The 6781-nt window shown below is 64.6% G+C and carries 6 protein-coding genes; 5 read left to right on the plus strand and 1 reads right to left on the minus strand.

All coding sequences use genetic code 11. From position 1 onward, the window contains the following. Positions 1 to 110: 110 nt before the first annotated feature. The gene (locus tag B7449_RS15000; protein ID WP_039736288.1) at positions 111 to 1202 is read right to left on the minus strand and encodes a cobalt-precorrin-5B (C(1))-methyltransferase; all 1092 of its coding nucleotides are present in this window, start codon (positions 1200 to 1202) and stop codon (positions 111 to 113) included. Positions 1203 to 1273: 71 nt separating this feature from the next. Here B7449_RS15000 and B7449_RS15005 point away from each other — a divergent pair, with 71 nt between their 5' ends. The 5 genes from B7449_RS15005 to B7449_RS15025 form a co-directional block, all read left to right on the plus strand. Then, positions 1274 to 2659, plus strand: a complete 1386-nt coding sequence (locus B7449_RS15005; RefSeq protein WP_235721052.1) for a cobyrinate a,c-diamide synthase — start codon at positions 1274 to 1276, stop codon at positions 2657 to 2659. 69 nt (positions 2660 to 2728) lie between these two features. Beyond that, the gene (locus B7449_RS15010) at positions 2729 to 2980 is read left to right on the plus strand and encodes a FeoA family protein (RefSeq protein ID WP_039736290.1); all 252 of its coding nucleotides are present in this window, start codon (positions 2729 to 2731) and stop codon (positions 2978 to 2980) included. Continuing rightward, positions 2977 to 4812 carry a ferrous iron transport protein B gene (feoB, locus tag B7449_RS15015; RefSeq protein WP_039736291.1) on the plus strand — a complete coding sequence of 612 codons (1836 nt, stop codon included), beginning with the start codon at positions 2977 to 2979 and terminating at the stop codon, positions 4810 to 4812. The genes B7449_RS15010 and feoB overlap by 4 nt, the downstream gene beginning before the upstream one ends. After that, positions 4812 to 5075, plus strand: a complete 264-nt coding sequence (locus tag B7449_RS15020; protein ID WP_039736293.1) for a DUF6587 family protein — start codon at positions 4812 to 4814, stop codon at positions 5073 to 5075. The genes feoB and B7449_RS15020 overlap by 1 nt, the downstream gene beginning before the upstream one ends. Positions 5076 to 5391: 316 nt before the next feature. Next, positions 5392 to 6781: diguanylate cyclase domain-containing protein (locus tag B7449_RS15025; protein ID WP_048883770.1), on the plus strand; the 1390-nt coding region annotated here is incomplete at its 3' end.

Genomic DNA, 6781 nt, shown 5'->3' on the forward strand with positions numbered 1-6781 from the left:
AACACATCATGGCCCTTTAGAAAACTCAATTCCCAACAGCCCCCAGAAGAAGTAATCATCCATCCTTTGCCGGTTTGATAAATAAAAACCGGATATGATGATATCGCGTTTCAGCCCCTGACCGGATGCGGGCCATGCCGGGCGACCAGCGTGCCCGCGCGGTCGAACAGCAGCACATCCAGCACGCAGTCACTGCCAGCCAGCACATCGGCCGCCACCTGCCACGCCCCATGCGCAACAGCCGGGCCAAGGGGATGCCCGGCCCCGGCCGCCAGCGCGAAGGCGGCGGCGACGGAATGAGCCCGTGCAATGTCCTCCACCAGCGGATCAGCTCCCCCCATCCCCCGCGCAAGCGCCGCCAGCCGCGCCATGTCCGCCTGTCCACGGCGGGAATGCAGATCAAGGAAACCTTGTGCCAGCTTGGTCATCTTGGCCACGCCACCGCCAATGGTCACACGCCCCACCGGGTGACGGCGCAGGTATTTCAGCAGGCCACCGGCAAAGTCCCCCATTTCCAGCATGGCTTCTTCCGGCAGGGCGTACAGCGCCCGCGTGGCCCGTTCCGACACATCGCCCGTGCAGCCCGCCACATGGGGCAGGCCCAGCGCGCGCGCCACGTCCACGCCGCGATGGATGCTGTCGATCCACGCGGCACAGGAAAACGGCACGACAATGCCCGTCGTGCCCAGAATGGACAGGCCGCCCACAATCCCGAGACGGCCATTGAGCGTATGACGCGCCATGTCCCGCCCGCCCATGACGGACACCGTGACCACGACATCCGGTTCCCGCCCCGTCGCGTCACGCAGCGCGGTCCGGATCATGCGGCGGGGCACCGGGTTGATGGCGGGCTCGCCCGGCGGGACGGGCAGGCCGGGCAGGGTCACGGTGCCCACCCCTTCGCCCGCGCGAAACACCACACCACTTCCCGGTGGCCCGCGACGCACGTCCACGCGCACATGCGCGCCGTGTGTCACATCCGGGTCGTCGCCCGCGTCCTTCACCACCTCCGCCCACGCGCCATCGCCGTCATACCCGTGGGCCGCCAGCGCAAACGCCACATCCTGCCCGCCGGGCAGGGTAATGGTCACCGGATCGGGAAACGTCCCCCCGCACAGGCCACGCCATGCGGCGCGGGCGGCGGCGGTGGCGCAACTGCCTGTGGTCCATCCCCGGCGCAGGCTGGTATGGGTACGCTCCATCTGGGTGGTGTTCTTTCCCTACAGGGGTAAAAGGTGACTTGGCTCAACACGGTCTAGCAGGAACGGATACGATGACACGAGGGCTGATGATCGCCGCGCCCCGATCTGGAGGCGGCAAGACCACGCTGACGCTGGCCCTGCTGGCCGCCCTGCGCCGCAGGGGTGTTGCCGTGCGCGGGGCCAAGACCGGGCCGGACTATATCGACCCTGCGTTTCATGAAGCGCTGACCGGGCTGTCCAGCCTCAATCTGGACAGCTGGGCCATGCCCCCCGCGCTGCTGGATGATGTCATGGCGCAGGCGTGTTCAGGCTGCGACATGCTGGTGACCGAAGCCTCGATGGGCCTGTTTGACGGGTTGATGGAGCCAGGCGGCGCACGGGGCGCGCCTGCAGATATCGCCGCACGCTTCGGCCTGCCGGTCGTGCTTGTGCTGGATATTTCCGGGCAGGGACAGTCAGCCGCGGCCACCGCGCTGGGTTTTGCAACGCTTGACCCCGCCGTCCGGATCGCGGGCGTCATCCTGAACCGCGTGGGGTCTCCCCGCCATGCCGCCATGGCGACACGGGCCATTTCCGCCACGGGCATACCGGTGCTGGGCGCGTTCGGGCGTGATACGCAGCTGCAGATGCCCGAACGCCATCTGGGACTGGTGCAGGCGCGGGAGCATGGCGGGCTGGATGCACTGGCCGACCGTCTTGCGACGCAGGCCGAACGTGACCTTGACCTTGACGCCATACTGGCCTGCGCCATGCCGCAGGCCCCTGCGGCCACGGGTGACGCCATTGCCATCTCCCCGCCGGGGCAGCGGATCGCGGTGGCGAATGACGCAGCCTTTTCCTTCCTGTACGCACATGTGGCGGCAGGCTGGCGCAGGGCGGGGGCGGAGCTGCATTTTTTCTCTCCACTGAATGACGAAGGCCCGGCGGACGGGTGTGATGCCTGCTGGCTGCCTGGCGGCTATCCTGAACTGCATGCCGGACGGCTGGCGGCAGCGGGCCATTTCCGCCATGCGCTGACGCGCTTTGCCCGGACCCGGCCGGTGCATGGGGAATGCGGGGGCTTCATGGTGCTGGGAGAAAGCCTGACGGACAAGGCAGGAGAAACCCACCGCATGACCGGGCTGCTGGGACATGCCACGTCGTTTGCGCGGCGTCGGATGAACCTGGGCTACCGCACGGCGCGACTGCGCCACGACTGTGCCATTGGCCGGGCGGGCACGGTCCTGCGCGGGCATGAATTCCATTACGCCACCGTGACCGATCCGGGCGATGATACGCCACTGGCGGACATGCACGACGGATATGGCGCGCCACGTGGCCCGGGCGGGGGCCGGCGCGGGCTGGTATCGGGCACGTTTTTCCATGTCCTGTCCACGCTGCCTGCATTGCAGGACGGGACTACATGCGCACCCGGCATACCCGCATCCGCCATGGTGCAGGTATCGGAACAAACATGATGGACAACATTACCACCAGTATTTAATAATAATTATCACTTACTTTTATTGTCCGGATAATACCGCCTTATGCGACTGAGTGACCTGCCACGCGGAACCGACGCCGTGATCGACAGCGTTGATGACCACGGCAGCACAGACCCCGTGGCCCACAGACTGCGTGAACTCGGTTTCGTGCCGGGGGAAGCGGTGCGCATTGTCGCGACCGCACCGCTGGGTGGTGATCCGCTGGCGGTGCGCATCGGCTTCACCCGATTTGCCCTGCGCCGCACGGAAGCGGACCGCGTGAACGTCCATACCGCGGCAGGGACACCGGCATGACCACACTCAACATCGCACTGGTCGGCAACCCGAACTGCGGCAAGACGGCGCTGTTCAACCTGCTGACCGGCAGCAGGCAGAAAGTGGCCAATTACGCTGGCGCCACGGTGGAACGCAAGGAAGGCTGGTTCACCACGCCCGCAGGCCATACCGTGCGCCTGCTGGACCTGCCCGGCGCGTACAGCCTGAACGCCACCAGCCCCGATGAAGCCGTCACCCGCGATGTCTGCGCCGGCACCTATAAAGGGGAGGCCGCGCCCGACCTGCTGGTCTGCGTTGCAGATGCGACAAACCTGCGGCTGCACCTGCGCTTCGTGCTGGAAATGCGCAACCTCGGCCGGCCGGTGGTGCTGGCGCTGAACATGATCGACGCGGCCCGGCGCGGCGGCATGGAGATCGACCTGCCCCGCCTGCAGGCAGAAATCGGCATGCCGGTGGTGCCCACGGTGGGAATCAGGCGGGACGGCGCGCGCAGCCTGCTGACGCAGCTGGACGAAACCCTGCCCCCCGTGCCCACGCCCCTGCCCGCGGGCACGGACCTGCATGCGATGGTGCGCCAGATCCTGTCGGACTGCGTGACCCAGTCCACCCCCCTGTCCGACCGGGTGGAAGAACGGCTGGACCGCTGGGTGCTGCACCCGGTCTGGGGGCCGGTCATCCTGATCGTGCTGCTGTTCTTCATGTTCCAGGCAGTTTTTTCATGGGCGCAGCCCGTCATGGACGGGATCGATGCGGGCATGGGCTGGCTGGGGCAGCAGGTCGGGCAGCTATTGCCCGACGGCGTCCTGCGCAGCCTGATCGTGGACGGTGTGATCGCCGGGGCAGGCAGCGTGGTGACGTTCCTGCCGCAGATCCTGATCCTGTTCGCATGGATACTGGCGCTGGAGGAATCGGGCTACCTGCCCCGGGCCGCGTTCCTGCTGGACCGGCTCATGTCGTTCGCAGGGCTGAGCGGGCGCTCCTTCATTCCGCTGCTGTCCAGCTTTGCCTGCGCCGTGCCCGGTGTCATGGCCACGCGCACGATCCAGAACCCGCGTGACCGGCTGGTGACCATCCTGATCGCACCACTCATGACCTGTTCGGCCCGGCTGCCGGTTTATACGCTGCTGATCGGGGCATTCATTCCCCACCGCAACATCGGCGGGTTCCTGAATCTGCAGGGGCTTGTCCTGTTCGGGCTGTATGCGCTGGGCATCATCTCCGCCGTGGTGGTGGCGCGCATACTGCGCTGGCGCAATGCCGACCGGCAGGAAGCCACCCTGCTTATGGAACTGCCCGCCTACCGCCTGCCCAACCCGCGCGACCTTGCGCTGGGGCTGTGGGAACGCGCACGCATCTTCCTGCTGCGCGTGGGCACGACCATTGTCTCGCTCACGGTGCTGCTGTGGGGCCTGTCCAGCTTTCCGGCCCCACCGCCGGGCGCGCCGGGACCTGCCATCGACTGGAGCCTCGCGGGACGGATCGGCCACCTGATGCTGCCGGTCTTCGCGCCGCTGGGCTTCAACTGGCAGATCTGCGTGGCGCTGATTCCCGGGCTTGCCGCCCGTGAAGTCGCGGTAGGCGCGCTGGCCACGGTCTATTCCCTCGGCTCCGGCACGGATACGGACCAGGCGGCCCTCCAGCTTGGGCAGATGCTGCCCACGCACTGGAGCATGGCCACCGCGCTGTCGCTTCTGGCGTGGTATGTCTACGCGCCGCAATGCGTTGCAACACTGGCGGTCATCCGGCGGGAGACGTCATCGTGGCGGGTGGTGGCGCTGGCGGCGGGATACCTGTTCGCCCTTGCCTATGTCGCGGCGTTCCTGACCTACCATATCGCACGGATGTTCTGATGCATTTCACGACGCTGCTGCAGACACTGCTGGCCTGCGGGCTGGTGCTGGCGTGCGCGCTATACTGGGCGGGGCGGCTGTTTCCGGCGCTGGCGCGCAAAGGCTGGCAGCAGACGGGCAGCCTGCTGCGGCGGGTTCATGCCCCTGCCGTCATGACCCGCTACGCCACCCGGCGCGCCACGCCCCGTTCAGGTGGTGGATGCGGCGGATGTTCCGGCTGTCATGGCGAAACCTGTAGCACGGACAGAAAAGCGGTCAGGTAAGTACGGGTATTTTAAACAAATGACGCGATGGATCAGTGCACCGGGATGGGTTATATAGACCATCTGGTTTTCTGTTAAATCGTGTACCATGGTTTTCGTCTATGCAAATTAGGAATAAATACTATCCTATATAATATGTAATATATGTCTACTGTTCATATGATATGCCTGCGCCCACTGCTATTACCGGCATGTCCGTCTTCCATATAACGTCACGTCCGGCACGCCGTGTGCCTACCTGTCCCATACTGCATGCCCCACGGTCCGCATGGCTCGTGGCTGCAGGTCGTCCTTGTCCCTTTTGCGAGGTAACTCAATGTCCAAGCCTAACCTGAGCGCTGAAGTCCTGATTTCGGCACTGGAACAGGCCATAGACGCAACCGTTATTATCGATGACCAGAACCATGTCATCTTTTTCAATAGCGCTGCGGAAAACCTGTGGGGCCTGGACAAGAAGGACGTGCTTGGCCAGAACGTGAACGTGCTGGTGCCCATGCTGCACCGCAACGGACATGACGCGTTTGTGGACCGCAGCCGCTCCAGCAGCCAGAACCGTATTGTCGGCACATCGCGTGAGGTGGAGTTCACCCGCAGCGACGGGGAATATATCTGTGGTGAGCTGTCCCTGTCGAAGGTCGTGACCGATAACGGGCGCGTCTTCTTCATGGGGGTGATGAAAAACGTCACCAACGAAAGCCAGCAGCGCAAGATCCTGATCCTGCAGAACGACGTGCTGCAGGCGCTGGCCAGCGACATGGTCATACAGGACGTGGCCGACCTGCTGTGCCGCCGGGTGGAAAGCTTCGTGCCCGGCACGGTTGCGGTGCTCATGCTCATCACGCCTGACGGGCAGCTGCGTGTCCTGTCCAGCCCCACATTGCCCAAGCGGTACCGGGCATCGCTGGAAAGCCTGTACATTTCATCGTCCGAGCTGGAAAAGCTGCGGCTTGATCCCAAATATGCCACGCGCCTGGTATGGGACAGCTACCGCTCGCTCGGGATTTCGCTGGGGTTGCAGCAGTGCTTCTGTACGCCGGTCTGTACCCGGTCGGGTCAGGTCAAGGGCATTTTCGCCCTATATTCGCGTGAAGACCAGGGCCGCAACACATGGCCGCAGCGCATTGTCGATTCCTGCATCCCCTTCTGCGCGCTGGCGTTCGAGCAGAATGCAACGCAGGAACACATTTCCCACCTTGCCAATTTCGACAGCCTGACAGGGCTGCTCAACCGGTCCTCGGTCCACAAGGTGATCGAGAGCATGATCAACAAGCAGGATGGCAACCGCCAGTTTGCCATCTTCATGCTGGACATCGACCGCTTCCGCGACATCAACGACGCGCTGGGCCATGTCTATGCCGACCAGTTCCTGGTTGAAATCGCGGCCCGTATCCGCGCCATCGCGCTGGATGGATATGTCATCAGCCGCTCGGGCGGGGATGAATTCGTGGTGGTGGTGCCCAACTGCCCCAACAAGGAAGCCGCCGAGTTTGCCGAACGCCTGCTGACCACCATCGCCAAGCCCATGCAGATCGGGCAGAACACGCTGACGATCTCGTGCTCCATCGGCATCAGCACCTATCCCGATAACGGACCGGACAGTGAATCGCTGCTCAGCACGGCAGACGTGGCGCTGCGCCAGGCCAAGGAAGACGGGCGCGGCACCTTCCGCTTCGCCAACCTTGAAAAGAACCAGGTGGCGCAGGACC

This window comes from Komagataeibacter intermedius TF2 (genome assembly GCF_000964425.1).
GTDB classification, from domain to species: Bacteria; Pseudomonadota; Alphaproteobacteria; order Acetobacterales; family Acetobacteraceae; genus Komagataeibacter; species Komagataeibacter intermedius.

Excerpts from the sequence above, each read along its gene's own strand:
- B7449_RS15000 (WP_039736288.1), bottom strand. The coding sequence starts at position 1,202 with ATGGAGCGTACCCATACCAGCCTGCGCCGGGGATGGACCACAGGCAGT.
- B7449_RS15020 (WP_039736293.1), top strand. The coding sequence starts at position 4,812 with ATGCATTTCACGACGCTGCTGCAGACACTGCTGGCCTGCGGGCTGGTG.
- B7449_RS15005 (WP_235721052.1), top strand. The coding sequence starts at position 1,274 with ATGACACGAGGGCTGATGATCGCCGCGCCCCGATCTGGAGGCGGCAAG.
- feoB (WP_039736291.1), top strand. The coding sequence starts at position 2,977 with ATGACCACACTCAACATCGCACTGGTCGGCAACCCGAACTGCGGCAAG.
- B7449_RS15010 (WP_039736290.1), top strand. The coding sequence starts at position 2,729 with ATGCGACTGAGTGACCTGCCACGCGGAACCGACGCCGTGATCGACAGC.